Here is a 20,367-nt window from a genome sequence, read left to right on the forward strand (position 1 = left end):
CCGCGGCCGTGGTCGACCGCAACGGCTGGCCGGTCGACGTACATCCCCTGCCGCCGCTGCTCCACAACCACCCGCAGCAGATCGCCGGCGAGGTGCGCACGCTCGCGGCGCGGCTGGCGCCGGCGTACGACACTGTCGTCATCGGCTACGCCGACTGCGGCACCTACGGCGCCCTCGACGAGGTGTGCCGCGACCTCGGCCTCGAGCGGCTGCCCGGCCTGCACTGCTACGACGTGTACGCCGGCCCGTCCCGCCTCGAGAGGTTCTTCGACGAGCAGCCCGGCACCTACCTGCTGACCGACTTCCTCGTGCGGTCGTTCGCCCGGACCGTGGTGCAGGAGATGGGGCTGGACCGCTACCCCGAGCTGCGCGACACCTACTTCGGCAACTACACCCGGGTCGTGTGGCTCGCCCAGCAGCCCGACGACGAGCTGCGCATGCTCGCGGAGGAGGCGGCGGCCCGGATCGGGCTCCCCCTCACCGTCGTCGACACCGGCGACCACGGCCTCGAGCAGGCCCTGGCGGCCCTCGTCGCTCCCGTTGTCTAGACGCCGCGCAGGCGGTCGAGCAGGTCGGTGCGCCAGGCCTCGGTCTCACCGATCTGGTTGAAGGTGAAGACGTGGAGGCCCTCGACGAGCGCCCCCTCCTCGCCGAGGGCGGGCGCGCACTTCTCGAGGAAGCTCTCGCCGGTGAAGCCGCCGGGAGCGGCGAGGCGGGCGAAGAGACCCTTGTTCTTGGCGAGGAACTTGGTGGACTCGCCGACGCCGATCCGGGTCGCCATGCCGAGCAGCTTGGTGCGCTCGACCGGGCCGGGCATGCCGAGGAGCACCGGCATCGTCACTCCGCGCCGGCGCAGCCGCCCCACCCAGTCACGTACGCCTGCGGGGTCGAAGGTCAGGTTGCTGACGATGTGGGTGGCGTAGTGGCGCTTGTCCCACATCGACTGCACCGTGAGGTCGTCGTGGATCGTCGGGTGCGACTCGGGGTAGCCGGTGATGCCGACGTGGGAGAACGGCGAACCCAGTGCCTTGAGGTCCTCGAGCAGCGCCAGCGCGTCGGGGTAGTCGCCCGCGGCCTCGGCGTCGCCCCCGGGCACGAAGACGCTCGTGATGCCCTTGCCGACGAGGCGCTCCACGATCTCGGTGAGCTCCGCGCGGCCGGTCACCATCCGCGCCGCGATGTGCGGGACCGCGGTGTAGCCGTGTCCGGCCAGCCGCTCCGTGAGGTCGAACGTCGCCTCGAGCCCCTTGGAGGGCGAGGCGGTGACCGTCACCGTGCGGTCGCGGGGCAGGTGCTCGAGCACCTTGTCCTCGGTGGTGGCCGTGGGAAGCACCTCGTAGCGGGCGTTCTCCAGCAGCCGGATCATCGTGGCGGCGTGTCGCTTGTTGCGCATGAAGCAACTCATTTCGGGATGCGCACTGGGGTGGTCTGATCGTAGTGCGTCCCACGCCCGCGCGACAGCCATCGAGAGCGCCGGAAATGCAGCGAGGGGCGGCCACCTCTCGGTGGCCGCCCCTCGGAGCGCGACTAGCGGATCGTCACTTGACGGTGACGGTGGCGCCGGCGGCCTCGAGGGCCTCCTTGGCCTTGTCCGCGGCAGCCTTGTCGACGTTCTCGAGGATGGTCTTGGGCGCGGCCTCGACGAGGTCCTTGGCCTCCTTCAGGCCGAGGGAGGTCAGGGCGCGCACCTCCTTGATGACGTTGATCTTCTTCTCGCCGGCGGCCTCGAGGACGACCTCGAAGTCGGTCTTCTCCTCGGCGGCCTCGGCGCCAGCGGCACCACCGGCGGCCGGGGCGGCAGCCGCGGCGACGGGGGCGGCGGCGGTCACGCCGAAGGTGTCCTCGAAGTTCTTCACGAACTCAGAGAGCTCGATCAGGGTCATCTCCTTGAAGGCGTCAAGGAGCTCGTCAGTGCTGAGCTTCGCCATGGTGGCGTTTCCTTCCGTGTGTGGCGCGGTCGCGGTGTGCGACTGTGCCGGGTTTCAGGTGGTGTACGTCGGCCCGGTCAGGCGTCGGTGGACTCGGCGGCCTGGTCGGCCGACTCGTCGGTCGCCTCGGGCTCGGCGGCCTCCTCCGAAGAGGGGGCCTCCTCCGCCGGGGCGTCCTCGGCAGCCGGAGCAGCCGGAGTACCGGCACCACCTGCGAGGATCGAGGGGTCCTCCTGCGCCTTCGCCTCCAGGGCGCCGGCGAGCCGGGCGACCTGGGCGAGCGGGGCGTTGAGGAGGTAGACGGCCTGGGAGAGCGTCGCGAGCATGCCGCCCGCGAGCTTGCCCAGCAGGACCTCACGCGACTCGAGGTCCGCCAGCTTGGCGATCTCCGAGGCGTCGAGGGGCTTGCCGTCCAGGACTCCACCCTTGATCACAAGGGCGGGGTTGGCCTTGGCAAAGTCACGCAGACCCTTGGCGGCCTCGACCACGTCTCCATTGATGAAGGCGATGGCGGTCGGGCCGTTGAGCAGGTCGTCGAAGCCTTCGATTCCCACCTCGGTGGCGGCAATCTTGGCAAGCGTGTTCTTGACCACGGCGTAGTTGGCGTTCTCGCCGAGGGAGCGCCGCAGGTCCTGCAGCTGCTTCACGGTGAGACCGCGGTACTCGGTCAGCACAGCGCCGGCGGACTCGTTGAAGGAATCAACGATCTCCGCAACGGCGGCAGTCTTCTCTGGCCGCGCCATGGGTCTCCTTCCGGTGTCGACCACCGGCGTCCGGCCCACAGACGACGAACGCCCCGAGCGCAGGCTCAGGGCGTGGATGCGGCTGGTGGGCCGCTGCTCTGTCACCTGCGCCGGCCGTTCGCTGCTGCGAACCTTCGCACCACGAGCGTTGGAGCCCGTGATGAACCTGCGGTCTTGGGTTTCGAGGGGAACTGTACGCACGGTGCGGCGGACCAGACAAATCGCGGGCCACGGTCGGGCAAACGGCGGATTCGGCACCCGCGGGGAGCCCAACACTGGTCCAATGGTCCGCGTGGACCAACAGCTCACGACCGTCGGGGCCTCCCTCGCCCGCAGCGACGAACGCATGCTCACCGGCCGCAACGCTGCGGGCCGGGTCTGGAAGACCGGTTTCGGCGGGCTCGACCCGCTGATCGGCGGCGGCATGCGGGCCGGGTCGCTGATCCTGCTCGCCGGCCCCCAGGGCCTCGGCAAGTCGACGTTCGCGCTGCAGGTGGCGCGCAACAACGCCGCGTCCGGCCGCCCGGTGCTCTACTTCTCCTACGAGCACGACGCGGAGGACATGACGCAGAAGCTCCTCGCCATGGAGGCGGGTGAGCTCGACGACTCCGACATGGTGCGGATGACGAGCATCCGGTCGATCTTCGACGACCTCTGGGTGAGCTCGCTCGACCACCGCCTGGAGTCCGTGCCGTCCGGCGTCGAGGCGCTGGCCAAGGTCTCGCACTACTCCGAGATGCTCTTCGTGCACCGCTCGACGGGCACGCGCACCGACCTGGCCGCGATCCAGAACGCCATCGACGCGGTCCGCGAGCTCGCCGGCACCACCCCGCTCGTCGTCGTGGACTACCTGCAGAAGGTGAAGTCCGCGCACCAGGACGACGAGGCGCGCTCGACCGAGATCGTGGAGGGCCTCAAGGACATCGCGATCGACATCAGCGCACCCGTCCTCGCGATCGCCGCGGCCGACAAGGAGGCGCTCCGGTCGGGGCGCCGGATGCGCGCCAACGACCTCCGCGGCTCGAGCGCCCTCGCCTACGAGGCCGACGTCGTGCTGGTGCTCAACAACAAGTTCGACATCGTCGCGCGCCACCACCTGACCTACGACCTCGGCAACGCCGAGCGCTTCAAGGACTTCGCCGTCCTCACCGTCGAGAAGAACCGGTTCGGGCGCGACGGCGTCGTCATGCAGTTCAAGACCCGCTTCGACCAGGGCCGCTACGAGTCCGAGGGCACCGAGGTCAAGGAGCAGCTGATCGACGAGCGGGTCTTCCGCGAATAAGCGCTCGCTGCCACCACGTGACGAGGGGCGTACGCACTGCTGCCAGTGCGTACGCCCCTCGTGGCGTTCAGGGCCGGGTCACATGCCCGGCTGCTCGGTCACCTCGGAGGCCGGCGGGACCTCGATCTCCACGTCGGTGCCGAAGTCGGAGTAGGTGCCCTCGGTGTTGCTCTTCGTGGCCGGACCGCCACCGGCCGCCTTGACCTCGACGGTCTGCTCGAACTTGCGCGGCAGGTTGTCGGCGTCGACCCACATGTCCGTCACGAGCTCCTTGGGGAGCATGTCCGCCATCGCCGGCGGGAACTCCATCGCCTCGAGGTAGGTGGACGGGTCCATCGTGATCCGGTAGTGGTTGGTCTCCACGCCGTCGACGTCCTCGGTCCCGATCAGCTCGAGCTTCTTCGGCGACTCCATCGCCTTGAACATGACCTCGGGGTCGGTCGCCTTGCCGATCATCCCGAAGAGCGAGTTCGGGTCGCTGAGGTCGATCTTGAGCCACTTGTCACCGGTGCCGAAGGCCTCGGACTTCATGTACATGGTCTTGTCGACGAGGATCATGTCCATCGCCTGTGCGCCCGTGCCGCTCGCCTTCATCTCGATGCCGCCGTCGCCGAAGCGCGCCTCGCCGGTCATCTCCTGGGCCTGGCCGGCCGAGTCGGAGGTGGTGGTGAACGTGAAGCTGCCCGCCTCCTCCATCGCGGCCATCACCGAGGGGTAGAAGTCGTCGGCCGACAGCTCGGTGAGCGACGACTCCTCGGCGGCCTCGGACTCCTCGCTGGAAGCGTCGTCGGACGTCTCGTCGGTGCCGGTGTCGCTCGACTCGTCGCTGGCCGAGCTCGAGGACTCATCGGAGCCCGAGTCGCCGCCACAGGCGGAGACGCCCACTCCGACGGTCAGCACCAGGGCTGCGGCGCCGAGTCGGCGGGAGAGTGTCTGGACGCGCATGGGTGCTCCTGTGTGGTGCGTACGGGTTGGCGTGCTGTCGCCTGCTTCCTACCCGATGGTTCCACACCGAAACGGCCGGTTCGGGCCGATCCGTAACAGTTCGGAACCGGATCGAGACGCACGACGGCCCGGCCACCCCTGGGGGATGACCGGGCCGACGCGGCGTCCGAGATCAGGCCTGGACGGCCTCGTCCTCGGAGGCGACGTTCTTGACGCGGTTGGGGTCCACCTGGATACCGGGGCCCATCGTCGTCGAGACGGTGATCTTGCGGATGTAGCGGCCCTTGGAGCTGGCCGGCTTCAGACGCAGCACCTCGTCGAGCGCCGCGGCGTAGTTCTCCGCGAGCTGGACCTCGGTGAAGGAGGCCTTGCCGATGATGAAGTGCAGGTTCGAGTGGCGGTCGACGCGGAACTCGATCTTGCCGCCCTTGATGTCCGTGACGGCCTTGGCGACGTCGGGGGTCACCGTGCCCGTCTTCGGGTTCGGCATGAGGGAGCGCGGGCCGAGGACGCGGCCGAGACGACCGACCTTGCCCATCATGTCGGGCGTCGCGACGACGGCGTCGAAGTCGAGCCAGCCGCCGGCGACCTTCTCGATCAGCTCGTCGCTGCCGACGAACTCGGCGCCGGCCTCACGGGCGGCGTCGGCCTTGTCGCCGTTCGCGAACACGAGGACGCGGGCGGTCTTGCCGGTCCCGTGCGGGAGGTTGACGGTGCCGCGGACCATCTGGTCGGCCTTGCGCGGGTCGACACCCAGGCGCATGACGACGTCGAGGGTCTCGTCGAACTTCTTCTTGGAGCCACCCTTGGCGATCTTGATGGCGGCCAGCGGGGCGTAGAGCTCGTCCTGGTCGAACTGCTCTGCCGCCGCGCGGTAGGTCTTGCTGCGCTGCATGGTCTTCTCGTTTCTCTGGTGCGAAGGATGTGGTTAGCGAGCCAGCGCGGCTCTCCCACAGAATCAGTCGGTCGTGACGCCCATCGAGCGCGCAGTGCCCTCGACGATCTTCATGGCCGCATCGAGGTCGTTGGCGTTGAGGTCGGGCAGCTTGGTGGTCGCGATCTCGCGGACCTGGTCCTTGGTCAGCTTGCCGACCTTCTCCTTGTGCGGGACGCCCGAGCCCTTGGAGAGACCGGCAGCCTTCTTGATGAGCTCGGCGGCCGGCGGGGTCTTGGTGATGAAGTCGAACGTGCGGTCCTCGTAGATGGTGATCTCGACGGGGATGACGTTGCCGCGCATGGACTCGGTCTGGGCGTTGTAGGCCTTGCAGAAGTCCATGATGTTGACGCCGTGCGGGCCGAGCGCCGTACCGACCGGCGGAGCCGGGGTGGCCGAACCGGCCTGCAGCTGCACCTTGACGAGTGCGGCGATCTTCTTCTTCGGAGGCATAGCCGTCCTTCTCTTTCTCTCATGTGGTCACGACGAGGGCACTTCGCCCTCTGCCACGGGTTGTCGCTACTGCATTGTCGGGCCGACACGCGGCCCGGACGAAATCGTCAGACCTTCTGGATCTGGCTGAAGCTGAGCTCGACCGGCGTCTCGCGGCCGAAGATCTCGACGAGGGCCTTCACGCGCTGCGACTCGGCGTTGATCTCGGTGATCGTCGCGTGGAGCGTGGCGAACGGGCCGTCGACGACCATGACCGAGTCGGAGACGTCGAAGTCCGCGACCTCGACCGGCTTGCGCGGCGTGGTGCTGGCGCCCTTCTCGCCCGAGGCGGCGGCCTCGGCCTCGGCGGCCTGCACGACGGCGGGGGCCAGCATGTCCTCGACCTCGCTCATGCTGAGCGGGACGGGCTGGTGGCTGTGGCCGACGAAGCCGGTCACGGACGGCGTGTGGCGCACGGCCGACCAGGACTCGTCGGTGAGGTCCATGCGGACGAGGACGTAACCGGGCAGCACGGTGCGGGTGACCATCTTGCGCTGGCCGTTCTTGATCTCCGCGACCTCCTCGGTGGGGACCACGATCTCGTGGATGTAGTCCTCCATGTTGAGGGAGATGATGCGGTTCTCGAGGTTGTGCTTGACCCGCTTCTCCATGCCGGAGTAGGTGTGCACGACGAACCAGTCACCCGGCTTGGCCCACAGCTCGCGGCGGAAGGCCTCGAGCGGGTCGTTCTCGTCGGGCTCGTCGGAGTCGGTCGCCTCGTCGGAGTCGTCGTCGGACTCGGACGCCTCGTCGGCGGACGCGTCCTCGTCGGTGGCGGTGTCGTCGGCAGGCTCCCCAGCCTCGATCGGGGCGTCCTCGGTGGTCACCTCGTCGACCGGGCCGTCGACCTGGTCCACGTCACTGTTCTCAGACACGTCTCACTCCGTACGTTCGTTGGTACTGCTGGGCCGGTCACCGGGACCGGAGCCGGGCTGACCCGGCAGGGACGGGGGCGGTGGTCACCGCTCCCCGGTGGTCACTGGGTGGAGGTGCCACCGGTGAAGACCTCGAACACGAGCTTCCCGAAGGCCAGGTCGAGCACCGTCACGATGGCCATCACGGCGATCACGAAGACGAGCACGACGAAGAAGTAGGTGATCAGCTGCTGCTGGGTGGGCCACACCACCTTGCGGAGCTCGGCCACCACCTGGCGCAGGAACGTGACGGGGCTGGTGCGCCCACGGTCGTCGCCGCGCGAGTCGCGCCGGTCCTGAACCGCGTTGCCGTCGGCCACGTTTTCCACCTTCTCGTTGTAGCTGTGCGTTGCTTCTCGCAGGGCACGAGGGACTTGAACCCCCAACCTTCGGTTTTGGAGACCGATGCTCTGCCAGTTGAGCTAGTGCCCTCCGATGGACCTGACCCGTCGCGGGCATGCCGAAGCATCTGGCGGATCCACCAAACGGGAAGCATACGGGGAGGGGGCCAGCGGCGTCGAACCGAGGCGTGGCAGGCTGGACGCGTGGCAGATCGGGTCGAGCGGCACCGCGACGTGTCGGCCCTGCCGAAGGCCCACCTCCACCTCCACTTCACCGGGTCCATGCGCCACGCGACGCTCCTCGAGCTCGCCGAGCGCGACGGGATCGCGCTGCCCGACTCGCTCGTCGAGGACTGGCCACCGCAGCTGAGCGCTGCCGACGAGAAGGGCTGGTTCCGCTTCCAGCGCCTCTACGACGTGGCGCGCTCGGTGCTGCGCACGCCCGACGACGTACGCCGTCTCGTGCTCGAGGCGGCCGAGGACGACGTGCGCGACGGCGGGCGGTGGCTGGAGATCCAGGTCGACCCCAGCGGCTACGCGGCGCGGTTCGGCGGGATCACCGCGTTCACCGACCTGGTCCTCGACTGCGTGCGGGACGTCTCGGAGCGCACCGGACTCGGCATCGCGGTCGTGATCGCGGCCAACCGCACCCGGCACCCGCTCGACGCGCGCACGCTCGCGCGGCTCGCCGGGCAGTACGCCGGGCGCGGCGTCGTCGGCTTCGGGCTGTCCAACGACGAGCGACGCGGCAGCACGAGCGACTTCGCCGGGGCGTTCCGGATCGCCGAGCGCGCCGGGCTGCTGCTGGTGCCGCACGGCGGTGAGCTCCGCGGCCCCGAGCACGTCCGCCAGTGCCTGGACAGCCTCGGCGCGCGACGGCTCGGGCACGGCGTACGCAGTGCCGAGGACCCCGAGCTGCTCGACCGCATCGTGCAGGCCGGGGTGGCGCTCGAGGTGTGCCCGGTCTCCAACGTCTCGCTCGGCGTCTACTCCGACCTCACCTCGGTGCCGCTGCCCCAGCTGCTCGCGGCGGGCGCGACCGTCGCGCTCGGCGCGGACGACCCGCTGCTGTTCGGCTCGCAGCTCGCGGGGCAGTACGCCACGATGCGCGCCGCCCACGAGCTCGACGACGCGACGCTGGCCCGGCTGGCCGAGATGTCGTTCGAGGCGTCGCTGGCCCCCTCCGACGTGGTCGAGCGCGCGAGGCGCGACATCGCGGCCTGGCTCTCCTAGAGGGAGCAGCCGACGGTCACGGGCTCGTTGACCAGGCGGACCCCGAAGCGGGACTCGACGCCGTCGCGCACCTCGCGGGCCAGGGTCAGCAGCTCGTCGGTGGTCGCACCGCCGCGGTTGGTGAGGGCCAGGGCGTGCTTGGTCGACAGCGACACCCGCTCCCCCGCGGCCGCACTGGTCCACCCCTTGCCGAAGCCGGCGTGCTCGATGAGCCACCCGGCACTCGACTTCACCGTGCCGTCGGGCTGCTCCCAGCGCGGGGCGTCGGCGGGGAGGGCCGCGGCCTGGTCGGGGGTGAGGAAGGGGTTGGTGAAGAACGAGCCGGCGCTCCACGTGTCGTGGTCGGCGGCGTCGAGCACCATCCCCTTGCCGCGGCGCAGGTCGAGGACCGCGGCGCGTACGTCGGCGAGCGGGGCGCGCTGACCCTCCGCGACGCCGAGGGTGCGGGCGAGCTCCGCGTAGCGGACCGGCGTGCCCAGCGCCCCCTGGCGCAGCTGGAAGGTGACGGCGAGGACGACGTGGCGGCCGGGGTCGGCCTTGAAGCGGCTGGAGCGGTAGCCGAACTGGCACTCCGACGCCGCGAACGACCGGACGCCGTTGAGCTTGCGGTCCCACACCCGCACACGGGCGATGGTCTGCGAGACCTCCTGGCCGTAGGCACCGACGTTCTGGATCGGGGTCGCGCCGACCGAGCCCGGGATGCCGGAGAGCGCCTCGACGCCGACCCAGCCGCGGGTGACGGCCTCCGCGACGAGGTCGTCCCACCCGGCGCCGGCGGCGACCGTGACGGTCGCGCCCGAGCAGGTCGGGTCGCCCGAGTCGTCGGCGTCCGTGGTCATCCCGGTGGTCGCGACCTCCACGACCCGGCCGGCGAAGCCCTGGTCGGCCACGACCAGGTTGGAGCCGCCGCCGAGCACGAGGACGGGGGTGCCGACCGCGTCCGCCTCGGACACCGCCGCGACGAGCTCGTCCTCGGTCGTCGCTCGGACCCACTCCCGGCCCGGACCGCCCAGCCGCAGCGTCGTGTGGTCCCGCAGGAGCACCGGGTCAGGCACCGGCATCCTTCACGACGGCCCGGGGCATGCCGAGCACCTTCGTGCCGTCGCAGGTGACCTCGAGCGCGAGCGTGGCCAGGCCGTCGGCGACCGACTTCACCGTGCCGGCGACGACGACCTCCGCACCGCCCTCGGCGGGTACGACGACGGGGCTGGTGAACTTCGCGCCGAGGTCTACGACCTCCGCGCCATCGGTCCACTCGGCGACCGCGCGGCCGACGAGGGCGAGGGTGTACATCCCGTGCGCGATGACGCCGGGAAGGCCGACGCTCCTCGCGACCTCCTCGTCCTGGTGGATCGGGTTCTGGTCCCCGCTCGCACCGGCGTAGGCCACGAGGTCGGCGCGGGTGATCGTGAAGGTCTTCGGCTCGAGGACGTCGCCGGCCGTGAAGGTCGAGCTCATGACGCGCCTCCGTGGACGAGGGTGGCCTTGCCGGTGCAGACGACCGCGCCGGTGGCGTCGGTGATCTCGCTGGCGGTGGCGATGATGTCGGCGCCGCCGATCTGGCGCAGGCCCGTGACGGTGAGCGTCGCGGTGAGCTCGTCACCGACCGCCAGGGGGCGCGCGTAGGCGAAGCGCTGCTCGCCGTGGACGATGCGGTGGAGGTCGATCTCCTCGGCGTCGAGGAAGGCCATCATGGCGTCGAAGGCCAGCACGATCGGGAAGGTCGGCGGGACGCCGGTGCCGGGGTGTCCGACGGCTGCGGCGAAGGCGCCGACCCGCTCCGGGGTGATGGTCAGCGGGGCCGGCGCGGGGAACTCACGCCCCACCAGCGAGAGGTCGACAGGCATGCGACGACCCTAGCCGGGTCGACCGCGGCCCCAGAAACACGACAACCCGTCCGAGCGGGCTCGGACGGGTCGGGCGTGACGGCGAAGAAGCGTCAGCGGGTCTCGCGGTGCGCGGTGTGGTTGCGGCAGCGCGGGCAGAACTTCTTCAGCTCGATGCGGTCGGGGTCGTTGCGCCGGTTCTTCTTGGTGATGTAGTTGCGCTCCTTGCACTCGGTGCACGCGAGCGTGATCTTGGGGCGAACGTCAGAAGACTTGCTGGCCATGGCTGAACCTTTTCGTTGCGGGTGATGCAGGGTGACTTGGTGGTAGCGGGGGCGGGACTCGAACCCGCGACACCACGATTATGAGCCGTGTGCTCTAACCACCTGAGCTACCCCGCCGCGGAGGCCGGACGACCCCGGGGGGAAATCCGATCCAGAGCCCCTTTACGGAATCGAACCGTAGACCTTCTCCTTACCATGGAGACGCTCTGCCGACTGAGCTAAAGGGGCAACGACGGAGAACGATACACACGCGTGTGCCGCGATGAGAAATCGGCTCAGGAGACGGCTTCCGACCCCTCTTCGAGGGCCTGCCGGGGGCCCTGGATCCGGGGCCATCCGACGGCCTCCTCGAGCTCGTAGGCGAGCCCCAGGAGGCGGGCCTCGCGGCCGGCTCCGGCGGCCAGCATCATGCCGTGCGGGAGGCCCGCGGCGGTCGTCGCGAGGGGCAGCGAGACGGCCGGCTCGCCGGTCGCGTTCTGCAGCGGCGTGAACGCCACCCAGTCCATCAGCCGGGACATGATGTCGTCGTAGTCCTGGTCCGGGCGCAGGTGCCCGACCCGGGGCGTCTCGGTCGCGAGCGTCGGCGTGAGGGTGACGTCGTACGACTCCCGGTGCCTGGCCGCGAGGCGGCGCGAGGCGCGGAGGACGGCGATCGAGAACGGCTGCTTGTGCAGGCTGCGACCGGCGTGCCGGGCGAGGCCGAGGGTGAGGTTGTCGAGCTTGGTCGCGTCGAAGGTGTCGCCGTAGTCCTTGTGGCCGCGCTTGGCGATCACGTAGGCCAGCAGCGACCAGAACCGCACGAAGTGCTCGGGGAAGGTGGCGGGCACGGGGTTGTCGATCTCCTCGACGTGGTGGCCGAGGCCCTCCAGCAGGGCGGCCGTCCTCAGGGTCAGCTCGCGCACCTCGGGGCTCGAGTCGCGACCGATGCCCTGGGTGACGACGGCGATCCGCAGGCGTGCCTTGCCGGGGCGGGTGACGTCGCCGACCGGAGCGAGGAGCGGGTTGCGCCAGATCTTCTCCGCCTCGCGGTAGAACGCAGCGGTGTCGCGGACGCTGCGCGTGAGCACGCCGTCGGAGACGATCCGCACCGGCATCTCACGCATCATCCGGTCCTGGGCCAGGCGCCCGCGGGTCGGTTTGAGGCCGACGAGGCCGTTGACCGCGGCCGGGATGCGGATCGAGCCGCCGCCGTCGTTGGCGTGCGCGATCGGCACGGCACCGGCGGCCACCAGGGCGGCCGAGCCCGCCGACGAGGCCCCGGCGTAGTGGTCGGTGTGCCACGGGCTCCGCACCGGGCCGAGGCGCACGTGGTCGGCGGCGCCGGAGAACCCGAACTCCGAGAGCTGGGTCTTGCCGAGCGGGACGAGGCCGGTCGCGAGGTACATCCGGGCGAAGTCGCCGTCGGCCTTCGCGGGCTGCGCGCGGAACGCGTCGGCACCGTGCTGGGTGGGCATCCCCTCGACGTCGACGTTGTCCTTGACGAAGGTCGGCACGCCCGCGAACCAGCCGGGGCGGGGGTCGCGCGCCTCGGCACGAGCCCGGTCGTACGCCGCGTGCGCGACCGCGCCGAGGGTCGCGTCGACCTGCTCGGTGCGGGCGATGGCCGCGTCGACGACCTCGGGCATCGAGACCGTGCCGGCGCGGTAGGCCTCGACCAGGCCGGTGGCGTCGAGGTCGGACAGGGCGTCGTCGGCGGAGAAGGCGTGCACGCGGGTCATCAGGGGAGGGTAGTGGCGCAGCCCCTCCGGTGACAGCCCTCCAGGTGGTCGTCGACGAGGCCGATGGCCTCCATCAGCGCGTACATCGTGGTCGGCCCGACGTGGGCGAAGCCGGCCTTCTTGAGGGCCTTGGCGAGGGCGACCGACTCCGGCGAGGTGGTCGGCACGTCGTCCGTCGTGCGCGGCGCCGTGGCCGGCTCGGGGCGGAAGGACCAGATGAAGGACTCGAGGCCGCCCCGCTCGCGCAGCGCGACCGTCGCACGGGCGTTGGCGATCGCGGCGTCGACCTTGCGACGGTTGCGCACGATGCCGGGGTCGGCCATCAGCCGCTCGACGTCCGTCTCGTCGAACGCGGCGACGGCGTCGGCGTCGAAGTCGGCGAAGGCCGAGCGGAAGTGGGGGCGCTTGTTGAGGATCGTCAGCCAGGACAGGCCGGACTGGAAGGCCTCCAGCGTCAGCCGCTCGAGGTGGGCGGCCTCACCGGAGACGCGCATCCCCCACTCGCTGTCGTGGTAGGCCGTGTTGACCGGGTCGCCCGCACCCCAGGGGCAGCGGGAGATGCCGTCCGCGCCCACGACTGCTCCGACGCCCGCACCCATGACGGCATCCTCGCGCACGGCACCGACACCGCTCAGCCGGCGGCAGCCGCGCGGCCCCTGCCCTTGCGACCGAGCATGTAGGGCAGTCCCGCCCCGGCGGCGTACGCCGTGCGGGTGAGGCGACCGCGCCAGGTCGGCGCCGGCACCGGCTCGGGGGACGTCGTCCGGAGGGACTCGACGGCGACGTAGTAGGCCTTGACCGGGCCGAAGCCCTCCAGGTCGGGCTCGACCTCCCCGACCACGCCGGTCAGCGCCGGGGAGCCCTCGCGGTAGAGCTGCTCGGTGAGCAGGACGTACTCGCGGAGGGGGACGGTGTTCTTGAGCAGGCGGTGCACCAGGATCACGTCGATGCCCACCAGCTTGAGGCGGTCGCGGATCGTCTGCGTCGCGACCTCGCCGACGTGGGCCACGAACTTGAGCGAGAGGTCGGCGACCTCCTTGCAGCCCGCGCAGGGACACAGGTTCTTGGCGACGTACTGCCGCTCGACGTGGAAGGCGCGGTGCATGGCGCTCGCGGCACGCGCCACCTCCTCGACGAGCTGGTCGGGGTCGCTCGTGCCGACCTCGCGGTAGAGGAACGCGGCGTCCCCCTCGATCTCGACCAGCTCGAGGCCGGGCACCGCGTCGATGACCGTGCCGAGCAGCCGCGCGGTGTTGACCTCGGCGTGCGCCAGGCTCATCCGGTGGGTGCTCATGTAGGTCGTGTAGCCGCCGATGTCGGCGATGAGGAGCAGTCCGTGGGTGGGGGCCATGGGTCACCTTCGCAGTGGGTTCGCGCCGTCCGGGGCCGGCGCGGGGGTCAGGGGTCGGATCGGTCGGGGTCGTAGCGGTCGAGCAGCTGGTCGACGCCCAGGGACGCCTCCCGGGCGCTGGGGGTGTAGCCGAGGACGACGGCGAGGAAGTGGTCGGAGCCCAGCGCCTGCAACCTCAGGTCGGTGGTCGCCACCACGCTGGCGGTGCGGGTGCTCCGGCGCAGGAGGGCGATCTCGCCGAACCCCTCCCCCGGGCCGAGCGAGGCGATGACGCGGTCGTCCCCGAGCACGTCCACCCGGCCCGACTCGACCACGTAGTAGCGGTCGCCGACGTCACCGCGGTGGAAGACCGTGGCTCCGGCAGGCACCGTCACCGGTTCGAGGCCACGCGCGAGCTGCTCCACCGAGGGCAGCGGAAGGGTGCGCAGCATCGGCACGCGCTGCAGCAGGCCCACCACCTCGTCGTGCTCGCCCACCGTGCGGTCGAGCGCCCGCAGCCGCCACCACGACGCGGCGGCGAGGACCGGACACACCAGGCCGACGACCACCAGGGCCGGTCGCAGTCCCCACGCGTCGACGATCCAGGCCGTCGCCAGCGCACCGGCGCCGATCGAGATCGCGACGAGGCTCTCGAGCACGCCGAAGACCCGCGCCAGGACCTGGTCGGGTGCCATCCGGCCCAGGAGCGTGAAGCCGGCGACGTCGATGAGCGCGTTGCCGACGCCGACGAGGGCCATGAACGCCAGAGCCGCGGCGTCCGCCGGCACCAGTCCGACGAGCACCAGCGGGAGGCCCCACAGCGTCACCCCGAGCGCGAACCAACCGCCCAGGCGCCGCGTCTCGACGAGGAGCGACGCGGCGAGCGACCCGCACACCGCGCCCACCCCGACCGCGGTCATCAGCGTGCCGGCCCCGGGTTCGCCACGACCCAGCAGCTCGATCGAGACCAGCACCGAGAAGACGGTGAGGGCTCCGCGGGTGAAGGACTGCGCGGCCGCGAGACCGAGCACGAGCGACAGGTCGCGGTCGCGGGCGACGACACCGAGCCCCTCGACCACCTCGCGCAACAGGTGGGGGGTGCGGACCGCGTCGGGGCGCGGCGGGGCGTCGTAGTGCAGGCGCAGGAGCAGCGCCGCCGACCACAGCGACGCGGCCGCGGCGACGGCGAACACCACGTCGACGTCGGCCACCTCGAGCAGCACTGCCGCCACGAGCGGTCCGACCAGGGTGGCGACGGAGTCGAGCATGCCGCGCACGACGTTGGCGCTCGCGAGCTCGTGGCCGGTGTGGCACAGCGACGGCAGCAGCGCGGAGTGGGCGGGGCGGAACAGCGTGGCGGCGATCGTGGAGAGCACCGCCAGTGCGTAGATCGCCACCGGCGCGAGGCCGAGCGCCGCGACCACCGCTGCGGCTCCCGTGACGACGCCGCGGACCGTCGAGACCACGACGAGGACGCGTTCGCGCCGCCCGCGGTCGGCGAACGGCGAGAGGACCGGGGCGAGCAGCGCCGACGGCAGCATCCGCAGCAGCCCGACGAGACCGAGGGCGACCGCTCCGCCGTCGCGGTAGGCCACGATGCCGAGGGCGACCGTGAACGCCCACTCGGCCGTCCAGGCACCGAGGAAGCTCAGCTGGGCCCGACGCAGGTCGGGGTTGCGGGCGTTGCTGGTGAAGGCGGACGCGGCGTCGGCCAGGCGCTGTCGCGACCCAGTCTCCCCCATCCTGCGACTGTAGGACCGGGCGCCGGGGCGTTGGGTCAAGATCGGTCGGAGAATGACCGGGTTCAGCGGCGCTGCTTGAGCCTGACGTTGGGCAGCTCGGGAGCGGGGATGGGCGCGAGGTCGAGGTCGACCTTCCCGAACCGGCCGTCGGCGACCGAGCGGCCGTCCTCCACGACGGCACCGTCCGCGGTGATCTGGTCCTGCCACTCGCGGCGGTAGGCGGCGATCTCGTCGTGGTCGCGGCCGATGAAGTTCCACCACATCACGATCGGCTCGCCGAACGGCGGTCCGCCGAGCAGCAGCAGGCGGGCCTCCTCGTGGGCCGTCACCGTGAGCGTCGTACGTCCGGGGGCGAGGTGGGCGAGCTCGCTGGGCTTGAGCTCCTGGCCGTCGACCTCGACGAGTCCGACGTCGACCAGGACGCCGTGCTCGAAGGACTCGTCGACCTCGACGTCGACGCTGCCGCCGGTCGCGAGCATCACCTCGGCGCCGAGCAGCGGCGTGTGGGTGGTGACCGGCGAGGAGGTGCCGAAGGCGGAGCCGATGAAGACGCGCGCCTCCCAGCCGGGCCCGCGGACCGGTTCGGGGGCGAAGTGCTCGAAGCCGGGGTCGCAGTCGCGGGACGCGTCGGGCAGGGCGACCCAGAGCTGCGCGCCGTGCAGGACCGTGGTGCCCGGGGTGGAGACCTCGGTGTGGCTGATCCCGCGGCCGGCCGTCATCAGGTTGACCTCGCCGGGACGCACGGTCGCGAGGCTGCCGACCGAGTCGCGGTGCTCGAGCTCGCCGTCGAAGAGCCAGCTCACCGTCTGCAGCCCGGTGTGGGGGTGGGCGGGGAGGACCATGCCGCCGGTCTCGTCGACCTCGTCGGGCCCGTAGTGGTCGACGAAGCACCAGGCGCCGATCAGGGACCGGTGCCGCTGCGGCAGCGTGCGTCGTACGCGCATGGCCCGAGGACCACCGAGCGGGACCTCGCGCGGGGTGAGCACGTCGATGTGCGTGGTCATCGTGCGCCACCGTACCCGCAGGGGTGAACGTGCGCGGCCGGGTCAGCTCAGGTGGTGCGGGTCGTCCTGGCGGTGCGAGCCCTCGCCCTGGTCGCCCGAGCCGTGGGACTCGCCCGTCCCCTGCCCCGCCGCGCCGGGCCGGTCGAGGCGGACCACGATCGACTTGTAGACCGGGGTGTTGCTCTTCTCGGCGGTCGAGTCGAGCGGGACGAGCGGGTTGGCCTCGGGGTAGTAGGCGGCCACGCACCCGCGCGGCTGGTCGTAGGGCACCAGGCGGAACGAGCGCGCGGTCCGCTTGACGCCGTCCTTCCACTCGCTGACGATGTCGATCACGTCGCCGTCGGCGTAGCCGAGGTCGCGCAGGTCGTCGGGGTTCACGAACAGCACCCGGCGACCGCCCTTGACGCCGCGGTAGCGGTCGTCGAGGCCGTAGATCGTGGTGTTGAACTGGTCGTGCGAGCGCATCGTCTGCAGCAGGAACCGTCCGCGCGGCACGTCGAGCACGTCGATCGGCGTCGACGTGAGGACGGCTCGACCGCTCGGGGTCTCGAAGGTCCGGCTGTCGCGCGGCGGGTGCGGCAGCACGAACCCGCCGGGCTCGTCCACCTTCTCCTCGTAGGACGCGCAGCCGGGGACGACGCGGGCGATCCGGCGACGGATCTCGGTGTAGTCGTCGCGGAAGGCCGCCCACGGGACCGGCGAGTCCTCGCCGAGGGTGGCGAGGGCGAGCGAGCAGATGATGTCGACCTCGGACTTCAGGTGCTCCGACGGCGGATCGAGCGGACCGTGCGAGGCGTGCACCGCCGACATCGAGTCCTCGACGGTGACCCGCTGGACCTTGCCACCGGTGAGGTCCTTCTCGCTGCGGCCGAGCGCCGGCAGGATCAGCGCCTCGCCGCCGTGGACGACGTGCGAGCGGTTGAGCTTGGTGGACACGTGCACGGTCAGCGCAGCGTTGCGCATCGCGGCCTCGGTGGCGTCGGTGTCGGGAGAGGCGCCGACGAAGTTGCCGCCCATGCCGAAGAAGACACGGACCTTGCCGTCACGCAGCGCCTCGATCGAGCCGACGGTGTCGAGGCCGTGCTCGCGCGGCGGGTCGAAGCCGAACTCGTCGCGGATCCGGTCGAGGAAGTGGTCGGGCACCCGCTCCCAGATGCCCATCGTCCGGTCGCCCTGGACGTTGGAGTGGCCGCGCACCGGGCACACGCCCGCGCCGGGCTTGCCGATGTTGCCCTGCAGGAGGGCGACGTTGACGATCTCCTTGATCGTGGCGACCGGGTTGTGGTGCTGGGTGATGCCCATCGCCCAGCAGGTGATGGTGGCCGGCGAGTCGGCGATCATCCGCGCCGCCTCGGTGACCTGCTCGCGGGTGAGGCCGGTGGAGGCCTCGACCTTGGCCCAGTCGAGGTCCTTGACGTGGGCGGCGTACTCCTCGAAGCCGGTGACGTACTGCTCGAGGAAGTCGTGGTCGAGCGCGTCCCACTCGACCAGCAGCGAGCCGACCGCCTGGAAGAAGGCGAGGTCGCCGTTGAGTCGGATCGGCAGGTGCAGGTCGGCGAGCGCCGTCCCGACCGTGAGGCCCTTGGCGTTCTGGGGGTTCTTGAACCGGACCAGCCCCGCCTCCTGGAGCGGGTTGATCGCGATGATCTTCGCCCCGCGGGACTTCGCCTCCTCCAGCGCGGACAGCATCCGCGGGTGGTTGGTGCCGGGGTTCTGGCCGACGACCAGGATCAGCTTGGCCTGGTGGATGTCCTCGAGGCTGACGGACCCCTTGCCGATGCCGATGGTCTCCACGAGGGCCGAGCCGGACGACTCGTGGCACATGTTCGAGCAGTCGGGGAGGTTGTTGGTGCCGAAGGCCCGCACGAAGAGCTGGTAGGCGAACGCCGCCTCGTTGGAGGTCTTGCCCGAGGTGTAGAAGGTCGCCTGGTCGGGGTGGTCGAGGCGATCGAGGTGGCCCGCGATCGTGGCGAACGCGTCGTCCCACGAGACCGGCTCGTAGTGGGTGGCTCCCGGGCGCAGCACCATCGGCTCGGTGAGGCGGCCCTGCTTGCCGAGCCAGAACTCCGTACGACCGGCGAGGTCCTCGACGGAGTGGGTGGCGAAGAACTCGCGGTCGAGCAGCTGGCGGGTCGCCTCCTCGGCCACCGCCTTCGCGCCGTTCTCGCAGAATTCCGCCGTGTGCCGGTGGCCGGGTGCCGGGTCGGGCCACGCGCACCCCTGGCAGTCGAAGCCGTCGACCTGGTTGAGCCGGAGCAGCGTCGACGCGGTGCGGACCGGACCCATCTGTCCGACTGCCCGCCGCATCGCCACGGCGACGGCGGTGGCGCCTGCGGCGGCGTGCGCCGTCGAGTCCACCTCCACCTCCGACTCGTCGATGTCGCGGGTGGGCACCTGCCGGGACTGGTTGCGGAGCCTGGCCGGCACGTCTCGCAGCTGGGAGAGGAAGGTCACCGCCCCATCCTGCCCCGACGGTCGTGACGACGCACCGCCCGTAGGGACCGGTCGGCCGTCGGAATAGGCGGGACGGAGCACCGGTTGGCCCACCCGTGCCCTCCCTCTTCGAGCCCCTCGACCTCGGCGCCGTCCGCATCGACAACCGCGTGCTGATGGCCCCCCTCACCCGGATGCGGGCGACCGTGCCGGGCGACGTGCCCAACGAGCTGATGCGCGACTACTACGTCCAGCGCGCCGGCGCGGGGCTGCTGATCTCCGAGGGCACCCAGATCAGCCCCGAGGGCAAGGGCTACATGGACACCCCCGGCATCCACAGCGCCGAGCAGGTCGCCGGCTGGCGCGAGGTCACCGATGCCGTCCACGAGGCGGGTGGCCTGATCGCCGCCCAGCTCTGGCACGTCGGCCGGGTCTCCCACGAGTCCTTCCACGACGGAGGTCTCCCGGTGTCGGCGAGCGCGCTGCCCTACCGCAACCGGACGTCCGTCCGGGGCGAGGACGGTCGTCCGGTGCGCGTCGCGTGCCCGACCCCCCGTGCCCTCGAGCTGCACGAGATCCCCCGGGTGGTCGACGACTACCGCCGCGCGACTGAGAACGCCCGCGCCGCCGGCTTCGACCTCGTCGAGATCCACGGCGCCCACGGCTACCTGCTCCACCAGTTCCTCGCCGCCGACAGCAACCAGCGCACGGACGAGTACGGCGGCCCGCTCGCCGCCCGGGCGCGACTCATGCTCGAGGTCACCGACGCCGTCGTCGACGCCTGGTCGGCGGACCGGGTGGCGGTCCGGATCTCCCCGATCGGTTCCTTCAACGGCACGGAGGACCCGGAGGGTGCGGACGCCGGGCTCTTCGTCGCGGGCGAGCTCGGCCGCCGCGGACTGGCGTTCCTGCACCTGTCCGAGCCCGACTGGGCGGGCGGCCCCGAGCTCGACGACGACTACCGGCGGGCGCTGCGCGAGGCCCACCCCGGCCCGATCGTCGGCGCCGGCAGCTACGACCTCGCCAAGGCCGAGCGGCTCCTCGGTGCCGGCCTCGTCGACGCGGCCGCGTTCGGCCGGTCGTTCATCGCCAACCCGGACCTGCCGCGGCGCCTGTCCGAGGGGCTCCCGCTCAACCCACCGCGGCCGGAGTCCTTCTACGGCGGCGGCGCCGAGGGCTACACCGACTACCCGGTCCACGGAGCGGCCTGAGCCCTCT

22 protein-coding genes and 3 tRNA genes are annotated in these 20,367 nt (G+C 71.3%); 4 read left to right on the forward strand and 21 right to left on the reverse strand.

From position 1 onward, the window contains the following. Positions 1 to 8 precede the first annotated feature (8 nt). The gene (locus tag EUA06_RS19210; RefSeq protein ID WP_207208438.1) at positions 9 to 548 is read left to right on the forward strand and encodes a DUF1638 domain-containing protein; all 540 of its coding nucleotides are present in this window, start codon (positions 9 to 11) and stop codon (positions 546 to 548) included. Here EUA06_RS19210 and EUA06_RS19215 read toward each other — a convergent pair. The 3 genes from EUA06_RS19215 to rplJ form a co-directional block, all read right to left on the reverse strand. Next, positions 545 to 1,393 (reverse strand): methylenetetrahydrofolate reductase, encoded by an 849-nt coding sequence (locus tag EUA06_RS19215; RefSeq protein WP_129478802.1) that lies wholly within the window; start codon positions 1,391 to 1,393, stop codon positions 545 to 547. The genes EUA06_RS19210 and EUA06_RS19215 overlap by 4 nt on opposite strands. Before the next feature lie 145 nt (positions 1,394 to 1,538). Beyond that, positions 1,539 to 1,928, reverse strand: a complete 390-nt coding sequence (gene rplL, locus EUA06_RS19220; RefSeq protein WP_129478803.1) for a 50S ribosomal protein L7/L12 — start codon at positions 1,926 to 1,928, stop codon at positions 1,539 to 1,541. 77 nt (positions 1,929 to 2,005) lie between these two features. Beyond that, on the reverse strand, positions 2,006 to 2,671 hold the full coding sequence (gene rplJ / locus EUA06_RS19225; protein ID WP_129478805.1) for a 50S ribosomal protein L10: 666 nt from the start codon (positions 2,669 to 2,671) through the stop codon (positions 2,006 to 2,008). A 292-nt stretch (positions 2,672 to 2,963) separates the two neighbouring features. On the opposite strand from rplJ, the gene EUA06_RS19230 reads away from it, so the two are divergent. Next, positions 2,964 to 3,953 (forward strand): DnaB-like helicase C-terminal domain-containing protein, encoded by a 990-nt coding sequence (locus EUA06_RS19230; RefSeq protein WP_165354450.1) that lies wholly within the window; start codon positions 2,964 to 2,966, stop codon positions 3,951 to 3,953. A gap of 78 nt (positions 3,954 to 4,031) precedes the next feature. Here the strand turns inward: EUA06_RS19230 and EUA06_RS19235 are convergent, their stop codons facing one another. From EUA06_RS19235 to EUA06_RS19260, 6 genes are all read right to left on the reverse strand, one after another. After that, positions 4,032 to 4,898 (reverse strand): SCO4651 family lipoprotein, encoded by an 867-nt coding sequence (locus EUA06_RS19235; RefSeq protein ID WP_129478809.1) that lies wholly within the window; start codon positions 4,896 to 4,898, stop codon positions 4,032 to 4,034. Between the two features lie 172 nt (positions 4,899 to 5,070). Beyond that, positions 5,071 to 5,793, reverse strand: a complete 723-nt coding sequence (gene rplA, locus EUA06_RS19240) for a 50S ribosomal protein L1 (protein ID WP_129478811.1) — start codon at positions 5,791 to 5,793, stop codon at positions 5,071 to 5,073. Between the two features lie 63 nt (positions 5,794 to 5,856). Beyond that, a complete protein-coding gene (gene rplK, locus EUA06_RS19245) occupies positions 5,857 to 6,285 on the reverse strand; it encodes a 50S ribosomal protein L11 (RefSeq protein ID WP_129478813.1) in 429 nt (142 codons plus the stop codon). A 107-nt stretch (positions 6,286 to 6,392) separates the two neighbouring features. Continuing rightward, positions 6,393 to 7,199, reverse strand: coding sequence for a transcription termination/antitermination protein NusG (gene nusG / locus EUA06_RS19250; protein ID WP_422879776.1), 807 nt, complete (start codon positions 7,197 to 7,199; stop codon positions 6,393 to 6,395). A gap of 101 nt (positions 7,200 to 7,300) precedes the next feature. Then, positions 7,301 to 7,567 carry a preprotein translocase subunit SecE gene (gene secE, locus EUA06_RS19255; RefSeq protein WP_340640799.1) on the reverse strand — a complete coding sequence of 89 codons (267 nt, stop codon included), beginning with the start codon at positions 7,565 to 7,567 and terminating at the stop codon, positions 7,301 to 7,303. 30 nt (positions 7,568 to 7,597) lie between these two features. Then, a tRNA-Trp gene (locus EUA06_RS19260) sits at positions 7,598 to 7,670 on the reverse strand. Positions 7,671 to 7,783: 113 nt separating this feature from the next. Here EUA06_RS19260 and EUA06_RS19265 point away from each other — a divergent pair. Beyond that, positions 7,784 to 8,812, forward strand: coding sequence for an adenosine deaminase (locus EUA06_RS19265; RefSeq protein ID WP_129478815.1), 1,029 nt, complete (start codon positions 7,784 to 7,786; stop codon positions 8,810 to 8,812). Here EUA06_RS19265 and EUA06_RS19270 read toward each other — a convergent pair. The 12 genes from EUA06_RS19270 to EUA06_RS19325 form a co-directional block, all read right to left on the reverse strand. Beyond that, positions 8,809 to 9,873, reverse strand: coding sequence for a UDP-N-acetylmuramate dehydrogenase (locus tag EUA06_RS19270; protein ID WP_129478817.1), 1,065 nt, complete (start codon positions 9,871 to 9,873; stop codon positions 8,809 to 8,811). The genes EUA06_RS19265 and EUA06_RS19270 overlap by 4 nt on opposite strands. Next, positions 9,860 to 10,270 (reverse strand): MaoC/PaaZ C-terminal domain-containing protein, encoded by a 411-nt coding sequence (locus EUA06_RS19275; RefSeq protein ID WP_129478819.1) that lies wholly within the window; start codon positions 10,268 to 10,270, stop codon positions 9,860 to 9,862. Before EUA06_RS19275 ends, EUA06_RS19270 begins: the two co-directional genes overlap by 14 nt. Continuing rightward, positions 10,267 to 10,659, reverse strand: a complete 393-nt coding sequence (locus EUA06_RS19280; RefSeq protein WP_129478820.1) for an FAS1-like dehydratase domain-containing protein — start codon at positions 10,657 to 10,659, stop codon at positions 10,267 to 10,269. The genes EUA06_RS19275 and EUA06_RS19280 overlap by 4 nt, the downstream gene beginning before the upstream one ends. Before the next feature lie 92 nt (positions 10,660 to 10,751). After that, complete coding sequence (gene rpmG, locus EUA06_RS19285) at positions 10,752 to 10,922, reverse strand: 50S ribosomal protein L33 (protein WP_090969093.1); 171 nt, start codon at positions 10,920 to 10,922, stop codon at positions 10,752 to 10,754. A 40-nt stretch (positions 10,923 to 10,962) separates the two neighbouring features. After that, positions 10,963 to 11,039 (reverse strand) — tRNA-Met (locus EUA06_RS19290). A gap of 38 nt (positions 11,040 to 11,077) precedes the next feature. Further along, positions 11,078 to 11,150, reverse strand: a tRNA-Thr gene (locus tag EUA06_RS19295). Between the two features lie 47 nt (positions 11,151 to 11,197). Next, positions 11,198 to 12,640, reverse strand: a complete 1,443-nt coding sequence (locus tag EUA06_RS19300) for an amidase (protein WP_129478822.1) — start codon at positions 12,638 to 12,640, stop codon at positions 11,198 to 11,200. Further along, positions 12,640 to 13,239 carry a DNA-3-methyladenine glycosylase I gene (locus EUA06_RS19305; protein ID WP_129478824.1) on the reverse strand — a complete coding sequence of 200 codons (600 nt, stop codon included), beginning with the start codon at positions 13,237 to 13,239 and terminating at the stop codon, positions 12,640 to 12,642. Before EUA06_RS19305 ends, EUA06_RS19300 begins: the two co-directional genes overlap by 1 nt. A gap of 32 nt (positions 13,240 to 13,271) precedes the next feature. Continuing rightward, the gene (locus tag EUA06_RS19310; RefSeq protein WP_129478826.1) at positions 13,272 to 13,991 is read right to left on the reverse strand and encodes a DUF2652 domain-containing protein; all 720 of its coding nucleotides are present in this window, start codon (positions 13,989 to 13,991) and stop codon (positions 13,272 to 13,274) included. Between the two features lie 47 nt (positions 13,992 to 14,038). Further along, positions 14,039 to 15,712: an MFS transporter gene (locus EUA06_RS19315; RefSeq protein ID WP_129478828.1), complete on the reverse strand. Its 1,674-nt coding sequence runs from the start codon at positions 15,710 to 15,712 to the stop codon at positions 14,039 to 14,041. Positions 15,713 to 15,774: 62 nt separating this feature from the next. Beyond that, positions 15,775 to 16,716, reverse strand: a complete 942-nt coding sequence (locus tag EUA06_RS19320) for a pirin family protein (protein WP_129478830.1) — start codon at positions 16,714 to 16,716, stop codon at positions 15,775 to 15,777. 42 nt (positions 16,717 to 16,758) lie between these two features. Continuing rightward, on the reverse strand, positions 16,759 to 19,170 hold the full coding sequence (locus EUA06_RS19325; RefSeq protein WP_277985684.1) for an FdhF/YdeP family oxidoreductase: 2,412 nt from the start codon (positions 19,168 to 19,170) through the stop codon (positions 16,759 to 16,761). A gap of 95 nt (positions 19,171 to 19,265) precedes the next feature. On the opposite strand from EUA06_RS19325, the gene nemA reads away from it, so the two are divergent. After that, positions 19,266 to 20,360, forward strand: a complete 1,095-nt coding sequence (gene nemA / locus EUA06_RS19330; protein WP_129478832.1) for an N-ethylmaleimide reductase — start codon at positions 19,266 to 19,268, stop codon at positions 20,358 to 20,360. Positions 20,361 to 20,367 lie beyond the last annotated feature (7 nt).

Origin of the sequence: Nocardioides glacieisoli (assembly GCF_004137245.1) — a bacterium.
Lineage (GTDB): Bacteria > Actinomycetota > Actinomycetes > Propionibacteriales > Nocardioidaceae > Nocardioides > Nocardioides glacieisoli.

Bases quoted from the DNA above. Each gene is read 5' to 3' on its own strand.
- EUA06_RS19215 (WP_129478802.1), bottom strand. From the start codon at position 1,393: ATGCGCAACAAGCGACACGCCGCCACGATGATCCGGCTGCTGGAGAAC.
- rplL (WP_129478803.1), bottom strand. From the start codon at position 1,928: ATGGCGAAGCTCAGCACTGACGAGCTCCTTGACGCCTTCAAGGAGATG.
- rplJ (WP_129478805.1), bottom strand. From the start codon at position 2,671: ATGGCGCGGCCAGAGAAGACTGCCGCCGTTGCGGAGATCGTTGATTCC.
- EUA06_RS19235 (WP_129478809.1), bottom strand. From the start codon at position 4,898: ATGCGCGTCCAGACACTCTCCCGCCGACTCGGCGCCGCAGCCCTGGTG.
- rplA (WP_129478811.1), bottom strand. From the start codon at position 5,793: ATGCAGCGCAGCAAGACCTACCGCGCGGCGGCAGAGCAGTTCGACCAG.
- rplK (WP_129478813.1), bottom strand. From the start codon at position 6,285: ATGCCTCCGAAGAAGAAGATCGCCGCACTCGTCAAGGTGCAGCTGCAG.
- EUA06_RS19270 (WP_129478817.1), bottom strand. From the start codon at position 9,873: ATGCCGGTGCCTGACCCGGTGCTCCTGCGGGACCACACGACGCTGCGG.
- EUA06_RS19275 (WP_129478819.1), bottom strand. From the start codon at position 10,270: ATGAGCTCGACCTTCACGGCCGGCGACGTCCTCGAGCCGAAGACCTTC.
- EUA06_RS19280 (WP_129478820.1), bottom strand. From the start codon at position 10,659: ATGCCTGTCGACCTCTCGCTGGTGGGGCGTGAGTTCCCCGCGCCGGCC.
- rpmG (WP_090969093.1), bottom strand. From the start codon at position 10,922: ATGGCCAGCAAGTCTTCTGACGTTCGCCCCAAGATCACGCTCGCGTGC.
- EUA06_RS19300 (WP_129478822.1), bottom strand. From the start codon at position 12,640: ATGACCCGCGTGCACGCCTTCTCCGCCGACGACGCCCTGTCCGACCTC.
- EUA06_RS19305 (WP_129478824.1), bottom strand. From the start codon at position 13,239: ATGGGTGCGGGCGTCGGAGCAGTCGTGGGCGCGGACGGCATCTCCCGC.
- EUA06_RS19310 (WP_129478826.1), bottom strand. From the start codon at position 13,991: ATGGCCCCCACCCACGGACTGCTCCTCATCGCCGACATCGGCGGCTAC.
- EUA06_RS19315 (WP_129478828.1), bottom strand. From the start codon at position 15,712: ATGGGGGAGACTGGGTCGCGACAGCGCCTGGCCGACGCCGCGTCCGCC.
- EUA06_RS19320 (WP_129478830.1), bottom strand. From the start codon at position 16,716: ATGACCACGCACATCGACGTGCTCACCCCGCGCGAGGTCCCGCTCGGT.